The 23,596-nt window shown below is 73.5% G+C and carries 20 protein-coding genes and 5 pseudogenes; 16 read left to right on the forward strand and 9 right to left on the reverse strand.

The window, feature by feature from the left end; all coding sequences use genetic code 11:
• The first annotated feature begins 322 nt into the window (after positions 1-322).
• Entirely contained in the window at positions 323-697 is a 375-nt protein-coding gene (locus OJ254_RS22900; RefSeq protein WP_265363835.1) for an STAS domain-containing protein, read from the forward strand.
• A gap of 13 nt (positions 698-710) precedes the next feature.
• Here the strand turns inward: OJ254_RS22900 and OJ254_RS22905 are convergent, their stop codons facing one another.
• The gene (locus OJ254_RS22905) at positions 711-1,199 is read right to left on the reverse strand and encodes a glutathione peroxidase (RefSeq protein ID WP_265365272.1); all 489 of its coding nucleotides are present in this window, start codon (positions 1,197-1,199) and stop codon (positions 711-713) included.
• Positions 1,200-1,670: 471 nt separating this feature from the next.
• Positions 1,671-3,305 carry an FAD-dependent oxidoreductase gene (locus tag OJ254_RS22910; RefSeq protein WP_265363836.1) on the reverse strand — a complete coding sequence of 545 codons (1,635 nt, stop codon included), beginning with the start codon at positions 3,303-3,305 and terminating at the stop codon, positions 1,671-1,673.
• A 252-nt stretch (positions 3,306-3,557) separates the two neighbouring features.
• Between OJ254_RS22910 and OJ254_RS22915 the strand changes: the two are divergent.
• The 7 genes and pseudogenes from OJ254_RS22915 to OJ254_RS22945 all read left to right on the forward strand — a co-directional run bounded on the left by OJ254_RS22915 (position 3,558) and on the right by OJ254_RS22945 (position 8,856).
• Positions 3,558-4,675: pseudogene (locus OJ254_RS22915) on the forward strand (TcmI family type II polyketide cyclase).
• A 67-nt stretch (positions 4,676-4,742) separates the two neighbouring features.
• Positions 4,743-5,177: a cupin domain-containing protein gene (locus OJ254_RS22920; RefSeq protein WP_261952897.1), complete on the forward strand. Its 435-nt coding sequence runs from the start codon at positions 4,743-4,745 to the stop codon at positions 5,175-5,177.
• Positions 5,174-6,442: a beta-ketoacyl-[acyl-carrier-protein] synthase family protein gene (locus OJ254_RS22925; protein ID WP_261952898.1), complete on the forward strand. Its 1,269-nt coding sequence runs from the start codon at positions 5,174-5,176 to the stop codon at positions 6,440-6,442. Before OJ254_RS22920 ends, OJ254_RS22925 begins: the two co-directional genes overlap by 4 nt.
• The gene (locus tag OJ254_RS22930) at positions 6,439-7,689 is read left to right on the forward strand and encodes a ketosynthase chain-length factor (protein ID WP_265363837.1); all 1,251 of its coding nucleotides are present in this window, start codon (positions 6,439-6,441) and stop codon (positions 7,687-7,689) included. The genes OJ254_RS22925 and OJ254_RS22930 overlap by 4 nt, the downstream gene beginning before the upstream one ends.
• A gap of 15 nt (positions 7,690-7,704) precedes the next feature.
• Positions 7,705-7,992: an acyl carrier protein gene (locus OJ254_RS22935; protein WP_265363838.1), complete on the forward strand. Its 288-nt coding sequence runs from the start codon at positions 7,705-7,707 to the stop codon at positions 7,990-7,992.
• Between the two features lies 1 nt (position 7,993).
• Positions 7,994-8,467: an SRPBCC family protein gene (locus OJ254_RS22940; protein ID WP_265363839.1), complete on the forward strand. Its 474-nt coding sequence runs from the start codon at positions 7,994-7,996 to the stop codon at positions 8,465-8,467.
• A 56-nt stretch (positions 8,468-8,523) separates the two neighbouring features.
• Positions 8,524-8,856 carry a TcmI family type II polyketide cyclase gene (locus OJ254_RS22945; RefSeq protein WP_265363840.1) on the forward strand — a complete coding sequence of 111 codons (333 nt, stop codon included), beginning with the start codon at positions 8,524-8,526 and terminating at the stop codon, positions 8,854-8,856.
• Positions 8,857-8,991: 135 nt separating this feature from the next.
• Here the strand turns inward: OJ254_RS22945 and OJ254_RS22950 are convergent, their stop codons facing one another.
• From OJ254_RS22950 to OJ254_RS22960, 3 genes and pseudogenes are all read right to left on the reverse strand, one after another.
• Positions 8,992-10,020, reverse strand: a complete 1,029-nt coding sequence (locus OJ254_RS22950; RefSeq protein ID WP_265363841.1) for a methyltransferase — start codon at positions 10,018-10,020, stop codon at positions 8,992-8,994.
• A gap of 63 nt (positions 10,021-10,083) precedes the next feature.
• Positions 10,084-11,144 (reverse strand): annotated as a pseudogene (locus OJ254_RS22955) (right-handed parallel beta-helix repeat-containing protein).
• Positions 11,145-11,602: 458 nt separating this feature from the next.
• Positions 11,603-12,403, reverse strand: coding sequence for a TetR/AcrR family transcriptional regulator (locus OJ254_RS22960; protein ID WP_265363842.1), 801 nt, complete (start codon positions 12,401-12,403; stop codon positions 11,603-11,605).
• A gap of 82 nt (positions 12,404-12,485) precedes the next feature.
• On the opposite strand from OJ254_RS22960, the pseudogene OJ254_RS22965 reads away from it, so the two are divergent.
• Positions 12,486-14,790: pseudogene (locus OJ254_RS22965) on the forward strand (ATP-binding cassette domain-containing protein).
• Positions 14,791-14,864: 74 nt separating this feature from the next.
• Here the strand turns inward: OJ254_RS22965 and OJ254_RS22970 are convergent.
• Positions 14,865-15,239, reverse strand: coding sequence for a VOC family protein (locus tag OJ254_RS22970; protein ID WP_265363843.1), 375 nt, complete (start codon positions 15,237-15,239; stop codon positions 14,865-14,867).
• Between the two features lie 288 nt (positions 15,240-15,527).
• On the opposite strand from OJ254_RS22970, the gene OJ254_RS22975 reads away from it, so the two are divergent.
• Entirely contained in the window at positions 15,528-15,923 is a 396-nt protein-coding gene (locus tag OJ254_RS22975; RefSeq protein WP_265363844.1) for a hypothetical protein, read from the forward strand.
• Here the strand turns inward: OJ254_RS22975 and OJ254_RS22980 are convergent.
• Positions 15,859-16,653, reverse strand: a complete 795-nt coding sequence (locus tag OJ254_RS22980) for a CDP-alcohol phosphatidyltransferase family protein (protein ID WP_265365273.1) — start codon at positions 16,651-16,653, stop codon at positions 15,859-15,861. The two genes, OJ254_RS22975 and OJ254_RS22980, sit on opposite strands and share 65 nt — an antisense overlap.
• 107 nt (positions 16,654-16,760) lie before the next feature.
• Here OJ254_RS22980 and OJ254_RS22985 point away from each other — a divergent pair.
• The 5 genes and pseudogenes from OJ254_RS22985 (at position 16,761) to OJ254_RS23005 (ending at position 21,381) form a co-directional block, all read left to right on the forward strand.
• Positions 16,761-17,749, forward strand: a pseudogene (locus tag OJ254_RS22985) (zinc-dependent alcohol dehydrogenase).
• A 74-nt stretch (positions 17,750-17,823) separates the two neighbouring features.
• The gene (locus OJ254_RS22990) at positions 17,824-18,222 is read left to right on the forward strand and encodes a 6-pyruvoyl trahydropterin synthase family protein (RefSeq protein ID WP_265363845.1); all 399 of its coding nucleotides are present in this window, start codon (positions 17,824-17,826) and stop codon (positions 18,220-18,222) included.
• A complete protein-coding gene (locus tag OJ254_RS22995) occupies positions 18,219-19,337 on the forward strand; it encodes a glycosyltransferase family 4 protein (RefSeq protein ID WP_265363846.1) in 1,119 nt (372 codons plus the stop codon). Before OJ254_RS22990 ends, OJ254_RS22995 begins: the two co-directional genes overlap by 4 nt.
• Positions 19,334-20,191, forward strand: coding sequence for a class I SAM-dependent methyltransferase (locus OJ254_RS23000; protein ID WP_265363847.1), 858 nt, complete (start codon positions 19,334-19,336; stop codon positions 20,189-20,191). Before OJ254_RS22995 ends, OJ254_RS23000 begins: the two co-directional genes overlap by 4 nt.
• Positions 20,188-21,381: a lysylphosphatidylglycerol synthase transmembrane domain-containing protein gene (locus OJ254_RS23005; protein WP_265363848.1), complete on the forward strand. Its 1,194-nt coding sequence runs from the start codon at positions 20,188-20,190 to the stop codon at positions 21,379-21,381. The genes OJ254_RS23000 and OJ254_RS23005 overlap by 4 nt, the downstream gene beginning before the upstream one ends.
• On the opposite strand, the pseudogene OJ254_RS23010 reads toward OJ254_RS23005, so the two are convergent.
• Positions 21,295-21,939, reverse strand: a pseudogene (locus tag OJ254_RS23010) (RibD family protein); the annotation flags it as partial. The gene OJ254_RS23005 and the pseudogene OJ254_RS23010 overlap by 87 nt on opposite strands.
• Positions 21,932-22,687 (reverse strand): creatininase family protein, encoded by a 756-nt coding sequence (locus OJ254_RS23015; RefSeq protein ID WP_265363849.1) that lies wholly within the window; start codon positions 22,685-22,687, stop codon positions 21,932-21,934. The gene OJ254_RS23015 and the pseudogene OJ254_RS23010, both read right to left, overlap by 8 nt.
• 126 nt (positions 22,688-22,813) lie before the next feature.
• On the opposite strand from OJ254_RS23015, the gene ribA reads away from it, so the two are divergent.
• The gene (gene ribA / locus OJ254_RS23020; protein ID WP_265363850.1) at positions 22,814-23,506 is read left to right on the forward strand and encodes a GTP cyclohydrolase II; all 693 of its coding nucleotides are present in this window, start codon (positions 22,814-22,816) and stop codon (positions 23,504-23,506) included.
• The last annotated feature ends 90 nt before the right edge of the window (positions 23,507-23,596 follow it).

Raw genomic sequence — 23,596 nt, forward strand, 5'->3', positions numbered from 1 at the left:
CGGACGCGCCGCCGGACCTCGGGACGACGGTCGGCAGCCGAGGGCGTGCGGGGTGCGGATACCGTCCGCCGTGCGCCGAGGGGCGACTTTGAGACAACCTCGCGAGGCGGCGTACGCCGGGGAGTTGAGGCGGCGGGACGGCGGGTAAGCCGTAGGCAACTCAAGCGCAACGACGCCCCGGAAACGGGCCGACCCCGCCCGGATCGCGCCGGGCGCCCCCCACCTCTCTTGTACGACTCCGCCGTGGCCCATGGCCGTTTCCGGTGCCGCGGCACGAAAGTGGGCCGGGCCGATGGACGAACGTCAGTACTACCCGAGAATCGTGGGACCCGGTCGCGCCGCGGACGGCGCGACCGTCTTGGAGCTCCACGGCGAGCTCGACATCCTCGCCGTGTCGGTGCTCTCCGCCCGGCTGGACGAGCTCACCGGCGCGCAGGGCGCCGATCTCGTCCTCGACCTGCGCGCGGTGGCCTTCATCGACTGCGCCGGGCTCTCGCTGCTCAGCCGCGCCCGCTGCCGGACCAGGCAGCGGGGCGGCCGGCTGCGGCTGGCCGGGGTCACCGACGGCGGCAGCGTCGGACGACTGCTGCGGATGACCGGACTGACCGGTCATTTCGAGCTCGTGCCGGACGGCGCCCCCGGCCCCGCCGGCGACGGTGCCGGAGCGGCCGGGGGCGCGGACATCGCTGTGGCGTGAGGCCCGCTCCGGCTCAGGCCGGCAGGGTCGCCTCGATCGCGGCGACCAGCTCAGGAGCCTCCGGCTCGGTACGCGGCCGGAAGCGGCCCGCGACCCGGCCCTCGGTGTCGATCAGGAACTTCTCGAAGTTCCACTGGACGTCGCCGGCGGTCCCTTCGGCGTCCGCGGTGGCCGTCAGCTCGGCGTACAGCGGCTGCCGGCCGGCGCCGTTGACGTCGCCCTTCTCGAACAGCGGGAAGCTGACGCCGTACGTCGCCGAGCAGAACGTGGCGATCTCCTCGGCGGTGCCGGGCTCCTGGCCCGCGAACTGGTTGCTGGGGAAGCCCAGCACGGAGAAGCCCCGGTCCGCATAGCGCTGCTGCAGCCGCTCCAGGCCTTCGTACTGCGGGGTCAGCCCGCACTTGGACGCCACGTTGACCACCAGCAGTGCCTTGCCGCGGTGGTCGGCGAGCGAGGCGGGCTCACCGGTCAGGGTGCGCAGCGGGATGTCGTACAGGCTCACGGTCATGCTCCTCTTCACGGGTACGCGGACGGGGACGGCCCTCATCCTTCTTCCCAACGGTGCCGCCCGCCCTGATCTTCCCCGGATCGTCGGTGGGCCAGGAAACCGTCGGGCGCAGGGTGCCGGCCTGCCATTCCTTGAGCAGCTGGTCGAAGATCGGAGTGTCCTCCTCGGGCGGCCGGCGCGCCTGCGGGGCGGGCGGCGGCGGCAGCGACGGGGGCCGGTGCGACAGCGAGATCCGCTGAAAAGGGTGCGAGGCGGGCTTCTTGACATCCATGCCCGGACTCAACCGGAAATCGGCGCCCGGGTTGCGGGACGCGGCCGGGGCGGCCCGCAGATGCCCCTGCGGTGGTGACGGGCAGAAGATACGTTCCCGGAGCGAAGGGGCCGGCGGACGCCCCGCCGGCCCCTTCGCTCACCTCCGCACCACCGGCCGCGCCGACAGGGGCGTCTTCGGCGGTTCTGCCGGGATCAGGTCCGGCACAGCAGCGCCTCCAGGACCTCCGCGAGCGCCGCCTCGGGATCGGCCACCCGGCCCTCCGCCCGCCACGCCACATAGCCGTCCGGCCGCACCAGCACCGCGCCCTCGGGTGTCGTGCCGTGCTTCTCGGCCCAGTCGGCGCCCTCCTCCGGGGCCAGGTCGTCGTCCGGTTCGGTGCCGATCAGGTAGCAGTTCAGCCGCACCCCGAAGCGCTGGACGGCGCCCTTGGCCGCGGTGCGCCACATGTCGCCGTCGGAGCCGGACAGCAGGGTGAACGACGTCTCGTAGAGGTCGAGGGTGGAGCGGCGCCCCTCGGGGCCGGTCAGCCACATGTGCGGGGCGCGGGTGCCCGGCTCGCCGGTCATCCGCAACTGGTCCGGAACCACCGGCAGTTCGGGATCGGCGCCGACGACCGCGCCGCTCGGGTAGCAGTAGCCGAGCGCGACAGTGAGCACCCCGCGCTGCCGGCCGCCGCCGGCCCCGGGCGTCGGCGCGTACCCGGGGTGGCTGTGCTCCGCGGAGCGGGCCGAGGCGCGGGCACTGGTCTCCCGGGCCACCGGCAGCCGCTCCGCCTCGTACGTCGACAGCAGCTCCGGGCCCGCCGCACCGTCCAGGACGGCGGCGATCTTCCAGGCCAGGTTGTGGGCGTCCTGGATGCCGGTGTTCGACCCGAACGCGCCGGTGGGCGACATCTCGTGGGCCGAGTCGCCGGCGAGGAAGACCCGGCCCGCGCCGTACCGCTCGGCGACCCGCTCGGCGGCGTGCCACGGGGCCTTGCCGGTGATCTCCACCGCCATGTCCAGCGCACCGGTCGCCCGCCGGATGTGGTCGATGCACCGCTCGTCGGTGAAGTCCTCCAGGGTCTCGCCCTGGTCGGGGTGCCAGGGCGCGTGGAAGACCCAGTCCCGCTCGTTGTCCACCGGCAGCAGGGCGCCGTCGGCCTCCGGGTTCGTCAGGTAGCAGGCGATGAAGCGGCGGTCGCCCACCACCTCCGCCAGCTCCGGAGCGCGGAAGGTGATGCTCACGTTGTGGAACAGGTCGCCCGGGCCGGTCTGCCCGATGCCCAGCCGCTCGCGGACCGGGCTGCGGGGGCCGTCGGCGGCGATGAGGTAGTCCGCGCGCACGGTGTGCCGCTCGCCGGTCTCCCGGCTCCTGAGCTCCGCGGTCACCCCGTCCGCGTCCTGTTCGAAGGAGACCAGCTCGGTGGAGAAGCGCAGATCGCCGCCGAGCTCGCGGGCGGAGCGCACCAGGACCGGTTCGAGGTCGTTCTGGCTGCACAGACACCAGCCGGCCGGGCTGATCCGGGCCAGCCCGCCGCCCGGGTCGATCTCCTTGAACAGCCACTCCTGTTCGTCGCCGGTCAGTGAACGGGCCTGCAGGATCCCGTGGTTGCCGGCCAGGGTCGAGGCCGCCTCCCGGATCGGCCGCTCGGCGCCGGCCACCCGGAACAGCTCCATCGTGCGGACGTTGTTGCCGCGCCCGCGCGGGTGATGGGAGGTGTCCGAGTGCTTCTCGACCAACAGGTGCCGTACACCCAGCCGTCCCAGGAACAGCGAGGCGGACAGGCCCACCAGGGACCCGCCCACGACCAGTACCGGGACCCGTTCTCGGGGGGTGGGATTCATGGCGTGCTCCAGCTCCAAGGCGCATTGAGGGCAGATGGAGCACGAATGCCCGGCCGCGGACCTGTTCGATCACGGTTCACCTGCATGGCTCACAGATCTCGCGCCGCCCGTACGTCCCGGCCACGATCGAATCCGGGACGCCCCCCGGACACCGGGGCGGGCGGCCCCACCATCCGGCTCAGTCACCCGGATCGCACCGGAACTGACGACGCACCACAGGGGCCAACGGGCACCGAAGGAGATGCGTAGACGATGACAACGCTGTCGGAACGAATATCCCAGTCAGCCTTCGACGGCTCACGGCTCAGGGTCGTACTGCTCCTGGACCTCCATGACGGAGCCCAGCAGCAGTTCCTGGAAGCCTACGAGCACCTGCGCAACCAGGTCGCGTCCGTCCCCGGGCACCTCACCGACCAGCTGTGCCAGTCCATCGAGAACCCCTCGCAGTGGCTGATCACCAGCGAATGGGAGAGCGCGCCCCCCTTCCTCGCCTGGGTCAACAGCGAGGAACACGTCAAGATGGTCCAGCCGCTGCACGCCTGCGTCCGCGACACCCGCTCGCTGCGCTTCAGCGTCCTGCGCGAGACCTCGAACATCGCCGCCCGGGCCCCCGAGCCCCCCAAGGGCCGGCTCCAGGCCAACCCCGGGTCGGCGACGGTGTGGTGCGGCACGCGCTGACCTTCACCGTGAAGCCCGGCAGCGAGGACAAGGTCGCCGAGATCCTGGCCGGCTACGACTCGCCGGAGGCCCGGGTCGACGACACCACCCGGCTGCGCCGCACCTCCCTGTTCATGCACGGCAACCGCGTCGTCCGCGCGGTCGAGGTGCAGGGCGACCTGGTCGCGGCGCTCCGCCACGTCTCCCAGCAGCCCGAGGTCCGGGCCGTCGAGGAGGCCATCAACCCCTACCTGGAGCAGGACCGCGACCTCAGCGACGCGAACTCCGCCCGGGTGTTCTTCACCCGCGCCGCCCTGCCCGCCGTGCACCACGTCGCCTCCGGCAGCGCACGGCCCGAGGACGTACGGCGCCACGCCCTGTTCTACCCCGCCAAGGGAGGCTGCGGCATGGCGCTGGCCAGGATGCTGGCCCGCCAGGACGAGCTGGCCGCCGACGACCCGGACTGCCCCGTCGCCGGCAGCACCATCTTCCAGCGCGACGACGTCGTCGTCCGGCTCGTCGACATGCGGATCCCGCTCGACCAGGACCCGCTGCTCTCGCTCGGCATCCGCGGTCAGCGCAAGACGGCGGTGCTGCGCCGTCTGCTCGACACCGAAGTGGCCGGCGGTCTGTCCAACGACCGCGAGCTCGCGCGCTTCCTCGCGCGCTGCGACATGGCCCTGATCACCGACCGCCGGTCCGCGGGCGCCTGAAACCGTCCGCCCGCAGCAGGTCCCATCCCAACCCACCGCCGGCTTCACGCCCCTGGAGGAATCAGCCATGACCACGCACCGCCCACGCATCGTGGACCTCAGCGAGACCCAGCCCAACCGCCGGCGCGGAGGTGATCTGCGCGCCATGCTGACGCCCAGCGCGGTGGGCGCCACGAGCGGCTTCATGGGCATGGCCCTCGTACAGCCCGGCGAGCGCATCGGCGAGCACTACCACCCGTACTCCGAGGAGTTCGTGTACGTCGTCCAGGGCGCGCTCGAAGTGGACCTCGACGGGGAGCCGCACCCGCTGCGCCCGGACCAGGGGCTGCTGATCCCGCCGTACATGCGGCACCGGTTCCGCAATGTCGGGGACGTCGAGGCCCGGATGGTCTTCCACCTCGGCCCCCTGGCGCCCCGCCCCGAGCTGGGGCACGTCGACACCGAGGGCACCGAGGAGAGCAGCCCCGCCGCCCCGCCCGAACACACGGAGCCGGTGTCATGAGTCGCCGCGTGGCGGTCACCGGAGTCGGGATCGTCGCGCCCGGCGGGGTGGGAGTGCCCGCCTTCTGGGACCTGCTGTCCGCCGGCCGTACGGCGACCCGTGGCATCACCCTCTTCGACCCGGAGGGATTCCGCTCGCGCATTGCCGCCGAATGCGACTTCGACCCCGCGGCGCACGGCCTGAGCGCGGAACAGGTCGCCCGCTCGGACCGGTACGTCCAGTTCGCCATGGTCGCCGCGGACGAGGCACTGCGCGACGCCGGCCTCGACCCCGAGCGGGAGGACCCCTGGCGCATCGGGGTCTCCCTGGGCACCGCCGTCGGCGGCACCACCCGCCTCGAACACGACTACGTCGCCGTGAGCGACCGAGGCAAGCGCTGGGACGTCGACCACCGGCCGGCCGGCCGCTATCTGGAGCGGGCCTTCTCGCCCAGTTCGCTGGCCTCCGCGGTGGCCGAACAGGTCGGCGCGCACGGCCCGGTGCAGACCGTCTCCACGGGCTGCACCTCCGGCCTCGACGCCATCGGCTACGCCTTCCAGTCCATCGAGGAGGGCAAGGTCGACGTCTGCATCGCCGGTGCGTCGGACTCGCCGATCTCCCCGATCACCGTGGCCTGCTTCGACGCGATCAAGGCGACCTCCGCCAACAACGACGACCCCGCCCACGCCTCCCGGCCGTTCGACGCCCACCGCGACGGATTCGTCATGGGCGAGGGCGGCGCCGTGCTCGTCCTGGAGGAGCTGGAGCACGCCCGGGCCCGCGGTGCGACCGTGCACTGCGAGATCCGCGGCTACGCCACCTTCGGCAACGCGTACCACATGACCGGGCTGACCCAGGAGGGCCTGGAGATGGCCGAGGCGATCAACCGCGCCCTCGACCACGCCAGGCTCGACGCCACCCAGGTCGACTACGTCAACGCGCACGGGTCGGGCACCCAGCAGAACGACCGGCACGAGACCGCCGCGGTCAAGCGGTCGCTGGGCGCACACGCCCACAAGGTGCCGATGAGCTCCATCAAATCCATGGTGGGCCACTCGCTCGGCGCGATCGGCGCCATCGAGATCGTCGCCTGCGTGCTGGCACTGACCCACCAGGTCGTGCCGCCGACGGCCAACTACGAGACTCCGGACCCGGAGTGCGACCTCGACTACGTGCCCAGGACGGCGCGGGAACTGCCGCTGCGTTCGGTGCTCTCGGTCGGCAGCGGCTTCGGCGGATTCCAGTCAGCGGTGGTACTGACCCGACAGGGTGGGAGGGCAACATGAGCTCCCCGAAGGAACGACGCTCCGTCGTCACCGGCATGGGGGTGATCGCCCCCAACGGGGTGAGCACCGACGCCTTCTGGAAGGCGACCAAGGAAGGCATCAGCGTCCTCGACCGGGTGACCCGGGAGGGCTGCGAGCACCTGCCGCTCAAGGTCGCCGGTGAGGTGCGCGGCTTCGACCCGGCGGACCTGATCGAGGAGCGCTACCTCGTCCAGACCGACCGGTTCACCCACTTCGCCATGGCGGCGGCCAACCTCGCGCTGGACGACGCCCGTCTCGGCCGCGCCGACTACGCCGACTCGCCGTTCGCGGTGGGCGTCGTCACGGCCGCCGGATCCGGCGGCGGCGAGTTCGGCCAGCGCGAGCTGCAACGGCTCTGGGGCCAGGGCTCCAAGTACGTCGGCCCCTACCAGTCGATCGCCTGGTTCTACGCCGCCAGCACCGGACAGATCTCCATCCGCGGCGGCTTCAAGGGCCCCTGCGGAGTCGTGGCCAGCGACGAGGCGGGCGGCCTGGACGCCCTGGCGCATGCCTGCCGCACCGTGCGGCGCGGCACCGACGCGGTCGTCGTGGGCGCCGCCGAGGCACCGCTGGCCCCCTACTCGGTCGTCTGCCAGCTCGGCTACGACGATCTGAGCACGCTCGACGACCCGGTCCGCGCCTACCGTCCGTTCACCGACGGCGCCTGCGGATTCGTGCCCGCCGAAGGCGGCGCGATGCTGGTCGTCGAGGAGGCGACGGCGGCCGAGGGCCGCGGCGCACCCGTCCGGGCCGAACTGTCCGGACACACCGCGACCTTCACCGGCGCCTCCCGTTGGGAGGAGTCCCGGGCCGGACTCGCCCACGCCATCCGCGGCGCGCTGGAGGACGCGCGGTGCGCCCCGGACGAGATCGACGTGGTGTTCGCGGACGCGCTGGGCGTCCCCTCGGCCGACCGGGCCGAGGCGCTGGCCCTCGCGGACACCCTGGGCCGGCAGGCCACCCAGGTCCCGGTGACCGCGCCCAAGACGGGCACCGGGCGGGCGTACTGCGGTGCCCCCGTCCTGGACATCGCGGCCGCGGTGCTCGCCATGGAACACGGTGTGGTGCCGCCCACCCCCAACGTCGTCGACGTGTGCCACGACCTTGACGTCGTGACCGGCCGGGCCCGCCCCGCCGAACTGCGGACGGCGCTGGTGCTGAGCCGGGGACTGATGGGCTCGAACGCGGCGATGGTGCTGCGGCAGGGCCCGCCGTCCCCCTCATGAGAAGGAGAACCGCACATGACCGCTCAACTGACCCTCGACGAGCTGGCAGCGCTGATGAAGTCCGCCGCCGGCCTGACCGTCGACCCGAAGGACCTGGCGAACCGGGCCGACTCGACCTTCGCCGAGTTCGGCCTGGACTCGCTGGGCCTGCTGGGCATCGTGGGCGAGCTGGAGAACCGGCGCGGCCGGCCGATGCCGACCGACGCGGAGCGCTGCAAGACGCCGCGCGACTTCCTCGCCCTCGTGAACACCCCCAGCAAAGCCCCCATGGAAGCCGACAAAGTGCCTACGACAGGAGCCTGACATGCCCGGCCACACCGAGAACGACATCACCATCGCCGCGCCCCTCGACCTCGTCTGGGACATCACCAACGACATCGAGAACTGGCCGCAGCTGTTCAGCGAGTACGCCGCGGTCGAGGTGCTGTCCCGCGAGGGCGACAAGACCACCTTCCGGCTGACCATGCACCCGGACGACAACGGCACCGTCTGGAGCTGGGTCTCCGAGCGGGTCGTCGACCGCGCCCACCGCACCGTCCGCGCCCGCCGGGTCGAGACCGGCCCGTTCGCGCACATGGACATCCACTGGCAGTACTCCGAGATCCCGGGCGGCACCTCGATGCACTGGACCCAGGACTTCGCGATGAAGCCGGACGCCCCGGTCGACGACAAGGGCATGACCGAGCTCATCAACCGCAACTCCCGGATCCAGATGGAGCTCATCCGGGACAAGATCGAGCAGCGGGACCGTGAGCTGCGGTCCGCCGCGGTCAGCTGACGGCCCGCCGGGCCGCGTCCGGACCGCCCTCCGGCGGCAACGAAGGGATCTTCCCGATGCATCACGCTCTGATCGTCGCCCGCATGAAACCCGGTTCGGCACCGGACATCGCGGACGTCTTCCGCGAGTCCGACCGTACGGAACTGCCGCACCTGGTCGGTGTCTCGCGGCGGACCCTGTTCCAGTTCGGTGACGTGTACCTGCACCTCATCGAATCGGACCGGCCGCCCGGCCCGGAGATCGCCAAGGTCACCGGGCACCCCGAGTTCCGCGCGGTGAGCGACAAGCTGTCCGCCTTCGTCAGCGCCTACGACCCCGAGACCTGGCGGAGCCCGAAGGACGCGATGGCCCAGCAGTTCTACCGCTGGGAGCGCGACGGCAGCCGCTGACGCGCGGGCCGGGCCGGGGCGATCCCCCGGGGCCCCGGCCGCCGCCCGGGAACCGGCACGGCCGCCCGGCGGGGAGAGCTCTCCCCGCCGGGCGGCCGGCCGTGCGCGCACGGGTTCATCGTGGCGGCCGCGTCCTCAGGCCGGAACGGTGCACTCGAAGGCGTGCAGGTACGGGTTGACGACGAGGACGTCGTGCACCTCCAGCCCGGCGTCCGAGATCCGGCGGATCATGCTGTCCTTGGTGTGCTTGGCGCCGCCCACGTTCAGCAGGAGCAGCAGGTCCATGGCGGTGGTGAACTTCATCGACGGGCTGTCGTCGACGAGGTTCTCGATGACCACGACCCGGGCGCCGGGCCGGGCCGCCGCCTTGACGTTGTGCAGCGTCCGGCGGGTGGAGTCGTCGTCCCACTCCAGGATGTTCTTGATGATGTAGACGTCGGCCCGGACCGGGATGTCCTCCCGGCAGTCGCCGGGCACCACCTTCACCCGTGGGGCGAGCGGGCCGCCCGCGCGCAGCCGGGGGTCCGGCTGCGCCACGACCGTGGGCAGGTCGAGCAGGGTGCCCTCCAGCGCGGGGTACTTCTCCAGCAGGCTGGCGAGGACGTGGCCCTGCCCGCCGCCGATGTCCGCCACCGACCGCGCCTTCGACAGGTCCAGCAGGCGGGCGACGTCCTCGGCCGACTGCTTGCTGGAGGTCGTCATGGCCCGGTCGAAGACCTGGGCGGACTCGGTGGCGTCCTGGTGCAGGTACTCGAAGAAGCTCTTGCCGTAGAGGTCGTCGAAGACATCGCGCCCGGAGCGCACCGCCTCGTCCAGCCGCGGCCACGCCTCCCAGGTCCACGGCTCGGTGCACCACAGGGAGATGTAGCGCAGGCTGTTCGGGGTGTCCTCGCGCAGCATCCGGGACATGTCGGTGTGGACGTACTTCCCGTCGTCGGTCTCGGCGAAGATCCCGTAGCAGGACAGCGCGCGCAACAGCCGTTCCAGCGGCCGCGGTTCGGCCTTCACCTCGGCTGCCAGCTCCTCGGCGGAGGCCGGCCGGTCGCCGAGCGCGTCGGCGACGCCGAGTCGCGCCGCCGCCCGTACCGCCGCCGCGCACGCGGCTCCGAAGACGAGCTCCCGCAGCCGCATGGCCGACTGGGGCGTGGGACTTACGGTGGTCATTCCGCCTCTATTCTCCCGTGGTAGGTGAGTGCACCCGTGGCACCGGGTGCGCCCGGTGGGCCGTCAGCACAGCCCGGCCGGCTTCGAGGTCCGGCAGACGTTGCGGACGAACCTGTTCCCCCGGCCCTTGGGGTCCCGGTTGGCCAGGTCGACCGGCTTGTTGCGCAGCACGATGTTGTCGACGACGGTGTTGTGCTCGTTGAGCGCGCCCACGAAGCTGTGGAAGAGGACGATGCCGCCGGAGAGCGGCGACGTGCCCCGGTTGTCGCGGACCAGGTTGTGCCGCACCAGCGCCCGTTCGGTGCCGGTGAGCACGATGCCCGAGCCCTGGAGGAACGGCAGCCGCTTGGTGGCGGCGCAGTGCTGGTTGTTCCGGGAGACGTCGTTGTCCCGTACGGTCAGCGCGCCCGCCCGGGGGCGGGACTCGTCGCCGACGATGAAGACCCCGGCGCAGTTCCCGACGACGGTGTTGTGACCCACCGTCAGGTTCCTGACCCGGCGGATGGTGACACCGATCCGGTTGCGGGACATCCGGTTCTCGGTGATCGACGCGCCCCGGGTGTCGGTCGCACCGCCCTCCTCCTTGACGGTGTTCGCCAGGAAGATGCCGGAATCGCCGTTGCCGGTGACGAAGTTGTCGCGGATCACGCCGCGGAGGGACTTCTCCTGCGCGATGCCCAGACCCCGTTCTTCCGGGACGTCACCCCGAGCACGGACAGCCGGTCGGTGCCGGAGGCCCAGATGCCGTTCTGCTGGAAGCCGGAGACGGTCAACGCGCGGATGCTGACGCCGCGGAGCAGCCGGTTCCGCGTGCCGAGCACGCAGATGCCGTTGCCTTCCTTGCCGCAGCGGTTCGCCGCCCGCTTCGCCGACGGGCGGATCACCGTCTTCTTGCCGGCCCCGACGAGGTGCAGCCACGGCGTGGTGATCAGCACGCTCTCGCGGTAGACCCCGGGCCGGAGGACGACGGTGTCACCCGGCCGGGCCGCGTCCACCGCCTGCTGGATCGACTCGCCCGGGCGGACGACATGCCGTCCCGGGGCATCGGAGGGGGGTGCCGCGCCCAGTCCGCCGGCCATCACCGCGGCGACGCAGCCCAGGAGTGTCATCTGTTGTAGGGCCATGAGGCGAAGCTATGGGCGATCAACCCCGCTCGCCATTTGTGGTGACCCGATGACGGCCGAGGGTGCGCCCGCCGGCGTCCGACACGCCGTCAAGTCCGCTGGCCGGCCTTCCGCCCGGCCGCGCATCAGGGCCGGTCAGCGGGGTTCTCCGGATGCTCGGCGCGGCTCCCCGTGCCGGTCGGCGGATCGCCCGGCCGGCACTCACCTGACCGGGTATCGGATGCCGTGTCCGCACGGTCCCCGGGCCCGGCGTCCGACGGTGGGTCAGCCGGCCCGTCCGGCCACACCTCGGTCAGGAACGCCGTGAGGCTGGCCGGCAGGAACCACGGTCGGACGCGGAAGACGGTCATGGCAGACCAACGCGCGGGGCCCGGCCGACGACACCCGGCAAGGGGCCGGACGCCCCCTTCATCACCCCAACGGCCCTCCGCGGCGCGGCGGGTGTGTCCGGTCCCGGCTCAGCGGGCGCGCCGGATCGCCGCCTCGACCCCGTCCAGGACGACCGCGAGCCCGCCCTCGAAGGCCGCCCGCGCCTCGCGTTCCAGATACGGCACCGAGTCGTCGGTGACCGGGACCGCGCCCTCGGTCTCCAGCCGGACCAGCAGCGGGAAGCGCTCGGCGAAGTCGGGCACCACCTCCTCCAGCATCCCGGACCGCGCCAGCCACCAGTCCTCGTCGGACACCCCGGTCGAGGCCGCGGCCACCCGGGACTCGGCGACGGTCCGCGCGGCCCCGCGCACGACGTGCACCAGCGTCCCGACCACCCGCCGCAGCTCCGTGGAGTCAAGACCGGTGGCGTACAGCAGCCGGAGCAGCGTCTCCAGGGCGCGGTACTCGTGCGGGCCGAGCACCGGGCGGGCCTGGGAGACCTGGAGCACCCAGGGGTGGCGCAGGTAGAACTCCCAGGTGTCCTCGGCCCAGGACGTCACCGCGGCCCGCCAGCCCGCCGCCGGGTCGTAGTCGTGCGGCAGCTCGGCCAGCACCTGGTCGTACATCAGGTCCACCAGCTCGCTCTTGCCCGGGACGTAGGTGTACAGCGCCATGGCGGTGCGTCCCAGCCGCTCGCCGACCGCGCGCATGGACAGGGCCGCCATGCCCTCCGCGTCGGCGACCGCGATCCCGGCCCGGACGATCACCTCGACGCTCAGGGCCGGTTTGGGGCCCGGCCACTGCCGCGTACGCGCCCCGCCGGGGCGCTCGTCGCGCCAGAGCAGAGCCATCGACCGACGGGGGTCGCCCTGGCCGGCGAATACCACCACTTGCCGTCTCCTTACGCCATAAAGTAACGTCACCCGGCGAACTCTTTACGGTGTAAGGATATCAGGAGGGGTGGCGGCTGACATGGGGGCCGAGCAGGCAGGAAAGCCAGAGCAGGAGACCGCGTACGCGGCGGACGGTCACGGCGTGATCGAGGTGCGCGGCGCCCGGGAGAACAATCTCGCCGACATTTCCCTGGACATACCCAAGCGCCGGCTCACGGTCTTCACCGGGGTCTCCGGATCCGGGAAGTCCTCCCTGGTCTTCGGCACCGTCGCGGCCGAGTCCAGCGGCTGATCAACGAGACCTACACGGCCTTCGTGCAGTCCTTCATGCCGGCCCGCAGCCGGCCGGACGTGGACGCCCTGCGCAATCTCAGCGCGGCCATCGTCGTCGACCAGGAACGCATGGGCGCCAACGCGCGCTCCACCGTCGGCACCGCCACCGACGCCCACACCATGCTGCGGATCATCTACAGCCGCCTGGGCACCCCGCACGCCGGCACCTCCACCGCGTTCAGCTTCAACAGCGCCGAGGGCATGTGCCCCGAGTGCGAGGGCTCGGCCGGGTCTCCACCATCGCCCTCGACCAGCTCGTGGACACCTCGCGCTCGCTCAACGAGGGCGCGATCAGCGCCCCCGGATTCACCGTCGGCTCGTGGTACTGGCAGACCCTCGCGCACTCCGGATTCTTCGACCCCGACGTGAAACTCGCGGATTTCACCCCCGCGCAGTGGGACGACTTCCTGCACAAACCCGCCACGAAAATCAAGCGCGGCACCTCGAACATCACTTATGAAGGACTGCTGACCCGGGTCCGGCGGACCTATCTCGCCAAGGACCGGGAATCCCTGCAACCGCACATCCGGGCCTTCGTCGACCGCGCGGTGACCTTCGCCGCCTGCGGGGCCTGCGGCGGCGCCCGCCTCAATGCCGCGGCCCTCGCCTCCCGCATCGATGGCCGCAACATCGCCGACTGCTCCGCCCTCCAGATCAGCGATCTGGTGGACTTCGTCCGCGGCATCGACGACCCGTCGGTGGCCCCGCTGGTCGCCACCCTCCGCGACACCCTGGAATCCCTCGTCGAGATCGGCCTCGGCTATCTGAGCCTGGACCGGGAGTCGGGCACCCTCTCCGGCGGCGAGGCCCAGCGGGTGAAGATGGTCCGCCACCTCGGCTCCAGCCTGACCGACGTCACCTACGTCTTCGACGAGCCCACCGTCGGCCTGCACCCGCACGACATCCAGCGGATGAACGACCTGCTGCTGCGGCTGCGCGACAAGGGCAACACCGTCCTGGTCGTCGAGCACAAACCCGAGACCATCGCCGTCGCCGACCACGTCGTCGACCTCGGCCCCGGCGCCGGACCGGCCGGCGGACGGCTCTGCTACACGGGCGACGTCGGAGGCCTGCGGGCCTCCGGCACCCTCACCGGCCGCCATCTCGACCACCGCGCCGGGCTGCGCGAGCAGGTCCGGCGGCCCACCGGCCTCCTCTCCGTCACCGGCGCGACCACCCACAACCTCAAGGACGTCAGCGTCGACCTGCCGCTCGGCGTGCTCACCGTCGTCACCGGCGTGGCCGGCTCCGGCAAGAGCTCCCTCGTCCACGGCTCACTGAGCGGCCGGGACGGCGTCATCACCGCCGACCAGTCCCCGATCCGCGGCTCCCGGCGCTCCAACCCGGCCACCTACACCGGCCTGCTCGGCCCGGTGCGCACCGCCTTCGCCCGGGCCAACGGTGTCGGCCCGGGACTGTTCAGCGCCAACTCCGAAGGTGCCTGCCCCACCTGCAAGGGCATCGGACTGGTCTACACCGACCTGGCGATGATGGCCGGCGTGGCCGCCGTCTGCGAGGAGTGCGAGGGCCGGCGGTTCACGCCCGAGGTGCTCACCTACACCCTGCGCGGCAAGAACATCAGCGAGGTGCTCGCGATGTCGGTCGCCGAGGCCCGGGAGTTCTTCCCCTCCGGCCAGGCCCGCACCGTCCTCGACCGGCTCGCCGACGTGGGCCTGGCCTACCTCGGCCTCGGCCAGCCGCTCACCACCCTCTCCGGGGGCGAACGGCAGCGGCTCAAACTCGCCCTCCACATGGCCGAGAAGGGCGCCCTCTACGTCCTCGACGAACCCACCAGCGGACTGCACCCGGCCGACGTGGACAAGCTGCTGGACCTGCTCGACCGGCTCGTCGACGACGGCAACACCGTCATCGTCATCGAACACCACCAGGCCGTCATGGCCCACGCCGACTGGATCGTCGACCTCGGCCCCGGCGCCGGCCACGACGGCGGCCGCATCGTCTTCGAAGGCACCCCCGCCGACCTTGTCACCACCGCCGACACCCTGACGGCCCGCCACCTGCGGACCTACCTCCGCCGACCGGCCGAGTAGGCCCGTCCACCTCCTGCGGGACCACCCCCGGCCGCCTCGACGCAGCCCGCACGCAAGGGAGTTGACCGCCCGCCTCAGCCGGCGCGTTCCGCCGCGCTGCGCTCCACGCAGAACTCGTTGCCCTCGATGTCGGCCATCGTCGCCCACCCCGTCCCGTCGGGCCGGCGGTGGTCGGCGACCAGGGTCGCGCCGAGCGCCAGCAGCCGCTCGACCTCCTCGTCGCGGCCGCGGTCCTGCGGCTGCAGATCCAGATGCAGCCGGTTCTTCCCGGCTTTGGCCTCGGGCACCGCGACGAACAGCAGCGCACCGGCCGCGGTGCGGACCGTGGCCTCCGGATCCCCCGGGAAGTCGTCCTCGGCCAGCGCACCGCCCAGCACCTCGGCCCAGAAGGTCGCCAGCCGGTGGGCATCGGTGCAGTCGACGGTGATGTGCCGTATCAGTGAGCTCATGCGCGTCAGTGTCTGCGGAGGTCCCGGGCCTGTCCACCGGGATTGCGCGCCGGGAGCGCACCCGGTTTGTCCGGCCCACCCATTCAGGTCGGGCACCCCCGTCGTCTACAGTTGCAGAAATCCGCAATTCAACAGATGACGCGACGGCCGTGCGGCCTGAACGCGGAGGACCATGCGTGGGCGGTTTCGCCGAGTCGGTACGGGCACACCAGACCCGCGGTGCGGGCCGGGCAGGGGCGCGGACATGAGCGGCGCCCGGTCACACCCCACCGGGACCGGGTGAGCGCGATGTCCGGCGCAGCACGGCGCAAGGGACCGCCGCCCTGGCGGGCGGTCCGCTCCCGCACCTGCATACCGGCGCCCTCCGGCCCGGGTGCCGGCCGGCCCTGCCGCGGGCGCCCGCCGGCCCGGGGGCCGTTGCGCCGCCCCCACGGACACGGCCGCGGCTGCCCCCAGCCGACCGCCCGTCACCACGCCTCCCCGCGCTGCGGCGTCCGGCGCCCGCGCACCACCGCGCTCCGCCCGGGCCTCCAGCTGGCCCGGCTGCCCGGCGCCGTACTGATCACCCACCGGGCGCCGCGCACCGGCCTGTTGCGCCGGGTCCTGCTCTCCGTCCTCGTCACGAACCTGCTGCTGCTCTTTCTCGCGCTGGTCGTCTATCTGGGACGGCACGCGGGCACGTAGGGGTCGCTCCCCGGGTCCCCGGCCGGGCCCGCCACAGCCACCTGACGTCCCGTCCGAACGACCACACCAGCAGCGCCAGCGCGCCGGCCACCGCAGCGCCGGCCACCTCCCGCGGCACGATCCCGGCACCGGCCACCACCAGCACGATGCCCTGCAGCGCGGCCACCGTCTTCCGGGCCATGCTCGGCGGCAGCTCACCGCGCAACCACGGCCACGCCCAGGACGCCGCGACGAACGCGTACCGCATCAGACCGATGGCCAGGACCCAGACGCCCAGCGGCATCGCGACGTACACGCACAGCACGAGGATCAGGAACGCGTCGACCTCCATGTCGAAGCGCGCCCCCAGCCGCGTCGCCGTGTCGGTGCGCCGGGCCACCTGGCCGTCCACCGCGTCCAGGATCAGCGCCACCGTGGCCAGCGCGGTCAGCACCGCGACCGGGGCCCGCCGGTCGAAGGAGTCCGCGACCAGCGCGGTCACCCCGCCCACCAGGATCGCCCGGGCCAGCGTGACGCGGTTCGCCGGCCCGAACGGACCGGACCACGACCGGCGCAGCGCCAGCGTGAGCACCGCCCAGGTCACCACCGCGAACGCGGAACCCGTCAGCCACCCCGCGGTGCCCAGCCCGACCACCCGGCACAACACCTCCAGCACCAGCAGCTGCACGCCCATGCCCGCCGTGGTGTCCGGCCCCAAGGCTCTTGTGTCGTAGTGCCCTTGTACGGCCACCATGCCTCCTTTGACCTGTGGCGGAGTCGGGGGGCGCCGCGTAGGGTGACGGCGTCCTTGATCCCCAGCATCGAGGACTCCTCGCCGTAGCGTCCAGGAGGATCCCGTTGCCGCGCGCCGCTTGTGCCTTTTGGACAAACGCCCCAGGGCAGGGCGGGATCCGGCCGGCGGAGCTGTCCCGGCCCGGTCCCGACGAGGTGCTGGTGCGCACGCTCTGGTCCGGGGTGAGCCGCGGCACCGAGACCCTGGTCTTCCGCGGCGGGGTGCCGGAGAGCCAGCACACGGCGATGCGGGCGCCCTACCAGGAGGGCGACTTCCCCGCGCCGGTCAAATACGGCTACCTCAACGTCGGTGTCGTCGAGGAGGGACCGCCCGCGCTGCGCGGCCGCACGGTCTTCTGCCTGTACCCGCACCAGACGCACTACGTCGTCCCGGCCCACGCCGTCACCCCCGTACCGGACACCGTGCCCGCCGCCCGCGCCGTCCTCGCCGGCACCGTCGAGACCGCGGTCAACGCCCTCTGGGACGCCGGGCCGCTGATCGGCGACCGGATCGCGGTGATCGGCGGCGGCATGGTCGGATGCAGTGTGGCCGCCCTCCTCGCCCGTTACCCGGCGGTGCGGGTGCAGTTGGTCGACGCCGATCCCGGCCGCGCCGCCACCGCCGAGGCCCTCGGCGTGGACTTCGCGCTGCCCGCCGACGCCCGGGGCGACTGCGACCTCGTGGTGCACGCCAGCGCCACCGAGGAAGGCCTGGCCCGCGCCCTCGAACTGCTCGCGCCGGAGGGCACCGTCCTGGAGCTGAGCTGGTACGGCGACCGGCGGGTCAGCCTGCCGCTGGGCGAGGCGTTCCACTCCCGCCGGCTGGTCGTGCGCAGCAGCCAGGTCGGCACCGTCTCCCCGGCCCGGCGGGCCCGCCGCGGCTACGCGGACCGGATGGCGCTGGCCCTCGAACTCCTCGCCGATCCCGCCTTCGACGCGCTGATCACCGGGAGTCAGCCTTCGAGGAGCTGCCGCAGGTGCTGCCCCGGCTCGCCTCCGGCGACCTCCCGGCGCTCTGCCACCGCATCCGGTACGCACCGCCGGACGGCCGGTAGGCGCCGCGCGCCGGCCCGGATCCGCCCCCCCACCACACCGTCACTGAGACCGACATCACACCGGAGGAACGGCCTTGTTCAGCATCACCGTCCGCGATCACCTGATGGTCGCGCACAGCTTCCGCGGTGCCGTGTTCGGCCCCGCGCAGCGGCTCCACGGCGCGACGTTCATCGTGGACGCCACCTTCCGCCGGCCCGAGCTCGACGCCGACAACATCGTCGTCGACATCGGCCTGGCCACCCAGGAACTCGCCGGCGTGGTCGGCGAGCTGAACTACCGCAACCTCGACGACGAGCCCGCCTTCGCCGGCACCAACACCTCGACGGAGGCGCTGGCCAAGGTCATCGCCGACCGGCTCGCCGATCGCGTGCACGCCGGCAACCTCGGTGAGGGCGCCCGCGAACTGACCGGCATATCGGTCACCCTGCACGAATCGCACATCGCCTGGGCCAGCTACGAGCGCGCGCTGTGACCCCCGGCGCCGCCCCGGCGGGGGAGCGGACGGTGCACGTCGTCCTGCCCGGCGGCGTCGACGACCCGGCGGTGCCCAGCGGCGGCAACACCTACGACCGCCGGGTGTGCCAGGGCCTCCCGGCGGCGGGGTGGCGGGTGCGCCCGTACGCCCTGCCCGGCACCTGGCCGCGGCCGGGCGCCGCCGACCGCGCGGAACTGGCCCGGGTGCTGGCGGCCCGGCCCGACGGCGCGGTGGTCCTCCTCGACGGGCTGGTCGGCTGCGGCGTCCCCGAGGTCCTGGAGCCCGAGGCCGCCCGGCTGCGGCTCGCCGTCCTCGTCCACCTGCCGCTCGCCGACGAGACCGGGCTCGCCCCCCGCGACGCGGCCGACCTGGACGCCCGCGAACGCCGCGCCCTGCACGCCGCCGGCGCCGTCGTGGCCACCAGCGCCTGGGCCGCCGGCCGGATCACCGCCCACCACCACCTGCCGCCCGCCCGCGTGCACCTCGCCCGGCCCGGGACCGACCCCGCACCGCTCGCCCCCGGCACCGACGCCGGCACCGCGCTGCTCTGCGTCGCCGCGCTCACCCCGCGCAAGGGGCAGCGCCGGCTGCTCGACGCCCTGGCGACCATCACCGATCCGCCCTGGCACTGCACCTTCGTCGGCGGCCCCGGCGGCGACCCCGGCTACGCCGCTCAACTGCACGCACAGGTGGGTGAGTTGGGCATCGGCGACCGGGTCCACTTCGCCGGACCACGGACCGGTGCCGAGCTGGCCGCGCACTACGCCGCCGCCGACCTGCTGGTCCTCGCCTCGTACGCCGAGACCTACGGCATGGTGATCACCGAGGCGCTGGCGCGCGGAATTCCCGTTCTGGCCACGGCCGTCGACGGCGTACCGGAGGCCCTCGGACGGGCCCCCGACGGCACCCCGCCCGGCCTGCTCGTCCCCTCCGGGGAGCCCGCGGCGCTCTCCGGCGCCCTGCGCGACTGGCTGGCGGACCGTGCGCTGCGGCACCGGCTGAGGGAAGCCGCGCGCGGACGGCGTGCCATGCTGGAGGGGTGGGAGATGACGTCGCACAGCCTGGCCGAAGCGCTGGAACGGCTTCGGCACGAGCCCCGGAGCAGCCGATGACCGCCGTCGGCAGCCCCCGATTCGCCCCCCGCTGGCTGGAGTTGCGCGAACGCGCCGACGCCGCGGCCCGGGCCCCCGAACTCCTCCGCCCGCTGCGCAGAGCGCTGGCCGGACGGCCCGGCCCGCCCGGTCTGACCATCCGGGACCTGGGCTGCGGCACCGGCTCCATGGCGCGCTGGCTCGCCGTCCGGCTGCCCGGTCCGCAGCGCTGGATCCTGCACGACCACGACCCCGTGCTGCTCGCCGAGGCCGGCTCCCGGATGCCCGCAACGGCCGCCGACGGCACGCCCGTCACGGCCACCACCGAGCGCGGCGACCTGACCGCCCTCACCGACGCCGACCTCGCCGGGACCTCCCTGGTCACCGGATCCGCCCTGCTGGACCTGCTCACCCTCGACGAGATCGAGGCGCTCGCCGCGGCCTGTGCCGGTGCCGGCTGCCCGGTCCTGCTGGCGCTCTCGGTCTCCGGGCGGGTGGAGCTGACCCCGCCCGACCCGCTCGACGGGGAGCTGGCCGGCGCCTTCAACGACCACCAGCGCCGTACCGAAGGCGGCCGCGGGCTGCTCGGCCCGGACGCGGTCGCGGCGGCGGTCACGGCGTTCGAACGGCACGGCTGGACGGTGCGGTTGCGGTCCAGCCCCTGGCGACTCGGCTGCGCGGAGTCCGCGCTGACCGCCGAATGGCTGCGCGGCTGGGTCGGCGCCGCACAGGCCCAGCGGCCCGCGCTGGCACCGGAGGCGACGGCCTATCTGGAACGCCGGCTGGAGGAGTGCGCGGCGGGCGAACTGGGCGTGACCCTGCACCACACCGACCTGCTGGCACTGCCCGGTCCGCCGTCCGGGGACGGGGGATGAACCGGCGCTGCTGGGCGCTGCTGCGGCTGCTCGCGGGCGCGGGCATCCTGGCGGCCCTGGTGTGGCACCTGGGTTCCGGCGCCTTCCTGGACGGGCTGCGCCGGATCGACGCCGAAGCGCTGCTCGCGGCCCTCGCCCTCGGCCTGCTGACCACCCTCGGCAGCGCCTGGCGCTGGTGCCTGGTGGCCCGCGGGCTGGGCCTGCGGCTGCCGCTGGGCCGGGCGGTCGCCGACTACTACCGGGCGCTGTTCCTCAACGCGGCGCTGCCCGGCGGCGTCCTGGGCGACGTCCACCGTGCGGTGGGGCACGGCCGGGCCTCCGGCGACCTGGGCCGCGGGGTGCGGGCGGTGGTCCTGGAACGCACCGCCGGCCAGCTGGTGCTGGTGGTCGCCGGCGCCGTGGTGCTGCTCGCCCGGCCGTCACCGGTCCTGGCACCGGTCGTCCGCGCCCTGGCCACACCCGGCGCCGCCGCGGTCGCCGTCGCGGTGGGCGCCGCGGCGCTCGTCCTCGCCGGGTGGCTGCGACGCCGCCCCGGCACCTCACGCGTCCGGCGCGCCCTCGGCACCTTCCTGACCGAGGCGCGCCAGGGCCTCGGCGCCCCCGGCGTCCGGTCCGGTGTCGCGCTCTCCTCCGCGGTGGTCCTCGCGGGCTACCTCGCCACGTTCGTCCTGGCCGCCCGGGTCGCCGGCGTCACCGCGCCGACCGCCGAGCTGGTGCCGCTGGTGGTCCTCGCCCTGCTGGCGATGGCGCTGCCGCTCAACGTCGGCGGCTGGGGCCCCCGCGAGGGCGTCGCCGCCTGGGCCTTCGGCGCGGCCGGGCTGGGCGCCGCGCAGGGCCTGGCCACCGCCGTCGTCTACGGCGTCCTCGCCTTCGCCGCGAGCCTGCCCGGCGTCGTGGTCCTGTGCGTCCGGTGGGGCGCCGCCCTCCGCGCCGGCCGTCCGCAGCTCCATCTCGAAGAGGGTGTCCTCCCCGAGCAGGCTGCGCCGCAGCGGCGGCCGGAGCGCCTCGCGCATCACCGTCGTCCCGGGGAACCGCAGCCCGGGCACGCCGTCCCCGATCAGTACCGGCGCGACGGTGAGGTACAGCCGGTCCAGCGCACCGGCCCGCACGAACCGCGACACGGTCACCCCGCCGCCCTCGATCAGCACCCGGCCCAGGCCGCGGCGCGCCAGGGCCGCGAGCAGCCGTGACGGCGCGAACGCCGCCGCGTCGGGCAGCCGGAGCACCTCGACCCCGTCGCCCGGGACGTCCGGCTCCACCGCGGCGTCCGGCCCCACCACCCACAGCGTCGGCGCGGCCCGGTCCGTGAACACCCCGCTGCCGTGCGGCACCCGGCCGCGCGGATCGAGCACCACCCGCACCGGGTTGTCGCCGGGACAGGCCCGTACGGTCAGCCGGGGGTCGTCCGCCACGGCCGTGCCCGCCCCGACCAGCACGGCGTCGGCGAGCGCCCGCAGCCGGTGCAGATGGCGGCGGTCGGCCGTCCCGGTGACGTAGTCGGCGTCGCCGGTGCGGGTCGCCACGAAGCCGTCCAGGCTCTGCCCCAACTGCCCGAACGCCACCCGTGGCCCGGCCAGGCAGAGCGGCAGATAGCGCTCGGCGAGCTCCGCGGCACCGGCCGAGGCGGGCTCCTCCCAGCGCGGCCGGCCGTCGCCGTCCCGCACCAGCCCGGCGGCCCGGGCCTGCTCCTCCGTACGGATCCGCCGCAGCCGCTGCCACGCCTCCGCGGTCCCCAGCACCTCAGTCATCGGCGTCCGCCCCCGTACCCAGCAGCGCCACGTACTCGGCGAACGCCTCGGTCAGCCCGGCCAGCAGCTCCCGGCCCTTGTCGGCGGAGGCGAGCGAGGGGCGGCCGACGACACCGGACGTGGTGTACGCCGACAGCCCCAGCGTCAGCAGGTGCCGGCGGTCGTCGGCCGGGCAATCCGCGCCGGCGTAGCCGTCCTTGACCAGTTCCGGATGGGCGTGCAGCAGGATCGAGGTCTCCAGCTCGCCCGCGTGCATGTCGCTGTGCGCGGAGGTGCGTATCCCGGCCCGGTCGCGGGCCGCGTCCCAGTCGGCGGTGCCGGGGAACAGCGCCATCCGCATGCGGCGTCCGGCGGATTCCTGCACCACGTTGCGCAGCACGTAGTTGCCGCCGTGGCCGTTGACCAGGACCAGCGCCCCGATCCCGGACCGGAGCAGCGAATCGGCGAGGTCCGTGACGACCGCGTGCAGCGTCCGCGCCGAGATGCTGACCGTGCCCGGCCAGGCGGCGTGCTCCTGGGAACAGGAGACGGTCAGCGGTGGCAGCAGCAGGACGTCATGGGCCGCGGCCACCTCCCGGGCGACGGTGCAGGCGATGACCGTGTCCGTGGTCAACGGCAGGAACGGGCCGTGCTGTTCGAAGCTGCCGATCGGCAGCACCGCCAGCCGCGGCCGCCGCCGCCGGACGTCCTCGGTGGTGTCGGCCGGCAACAGCCCGGTGGGCATCGGCGGTTGCGGGGGAGCGGTCATCGGGATCGGTCCGCCTTTCGTCGGTCGGCTCGCCGGGAGCCGGTCGGGACGCGGGTGCCGCAGCATACTTGTCATGTATCTGAGTGATCGCTGTCGGGTTCCGACCCCCGTGGGTACCATCGCGCCATGACGGACCCCGACGCCCTGTGCGGCCCCCGCCCCGGTCATGACCTCGCCGTCGCCCCCGATACGGCCCGCCCGCTGCCCGGTGTGGCGCGGGCGGTGTCGGTCCGGTTGCCCACCGCCTACGGGGAGTTCCGGGCGGTCGGCTATCTCGACCGGCCCAGCGGAACCGAGCACGTGGCGCTGGTGTACGGCGAGGTCACCGGCGAACCGGTGCTGACCCGGGTGCATTCGGAGTGCCTGACCGGGGACGCCTTCGCGTCCCGGCACTGCGAATGCGGTGATCAGTTGTCCGCGGCGCTGCGCGCGATAGCGGCGGCCGGGCGCGGAGTGCTGGTCTACCTCCAGGGCCACGAGGGCCGGGGCATCGGCCTGCTGGCCAAGCTCCGCGCGATGCAGCTCCAGGAGGAGGGGCTGGACACCGTCGAGGCGAACATCGCGCTCGGCCTCCCGGTCGACGCCCGGGAGTACCGCGCCGCCGCGCAGATCCTCGACGACCTCGGCGTCCGCGCGGTACGGCTGCTGTCCAACAACCCGCGCAAGCGCGCCGCGTTGCTGCGGTACGGCATCACCGTCACCGAACGCGTCCCGCTGCTGGCCGAGCCGCAGGCGGAGAACATCCGCTATCTCCGCACCAAGCGCGAGCGCCTCGACCACGACCTGCCGCACCTCGACGGGATCCCGGGCCAGCTCTGACGCACGGTCATGCCCGCAAACGGTCCGGGCGCACCAGGTCCGGGGCCCGCGAGGAGTGCTCGCGGGCCCCGGACCGGTGGTGCGGTGGAT

It is taken from the genome of Streptomyces endophytica (assembly GCF_026153355.1).
In the GTDB taxonomy this organism is placed as follows: Bacteria; Actinomycetota; Actinomycetes; order Streptomycetales; family Streptomycetaceae; genus Streptomyces; species Streptomyces endophytica.